Origin of the sequence: Bradyrhizobium sp. NAS80.1, from assembly GCF_001908205.1 — a bacterium.
GTDB lineage: Bacteria > Pseudomonadota > Alphaproteobacteria > Rhizobiales > Xanthobacteraceae > Bradyrhizobium.
In genome coordinates, this window is sequence record NZ_LGHL01000521.1 from 1 (window position 1) to 687 (window position 687).

A 687-nucleotide genomic window follows, 5' to 3' on the forward strand; every position below is an offset into this window, starting at 1 on the left:
GATGGCTCGCAGAGCTTTTGCGTGTCATCATTCGAGCCTTCATCGAGACCGTCCCGGCTCAAAACATCGCTTGAGCCGGGGCGCCGCGTCAGTTCTTCACAGACGACTTACTGGGGATTTCTGATCTGCATTCTCTCCGGGATGCGGACCGGCGAAGTCGGTCAGCTCAAATGCGCGGATATCAGAACGGATGGCGAGTTCTATTATTTTGATCTTAGGCCGTTCGACGCGCGGTGGTCGGGTTGCTCTGAAAGATCTGCGCAACCGGAAAACCAATGCGGGTGGTCGCGTATTCCCGATCCACCCCTTGCTCATTGAGCTCGGCCTGCTCGATCGAATGCAAGAGCTGATGGACAAGGACGAGGAACGCCTGTTTCCGGAATGGGATGTCTACGTCAGGAAGGATGGCACGCAGCGCTGGTCTCAGCCGCTTAGCAAGTCCTGGCAATACGTAAAGAAGTTCCTGAAGTTGAGCCGTGCTGACCTGACGCTTTACAGCACGCGGCATCTCATGGCCGATTGGCTTGACAGCGACGGCATCGCCCAGCGGACGCGGGACCGCATTCTCGGGCATGCCAGTGACGTTCGTGGACGCTACGGCCGCAAGGGTACTCTTGATCCGCAAGTCGCGGCGAAAATCGAGGCGCTCGAACCGCCCGTGATCAAGCAGATGAGAGAGATCCTGCT

1 protein-coding gene is annotated in these 687 nt (G+C 57.8%); it reads left to right on the forward strand.

Annotated elements, in window-relative coordinates; genetic code table 11:
* Window positions 1-190: 190 nt before the first annotated feature.
* Window positions 191-687 (forward strand): site-specific integrase (locus tag AC629_RS44635; RefSeq protein WP_502693126.1); only part of this gene is annotated, 497 nt, incomplete at its 3' end.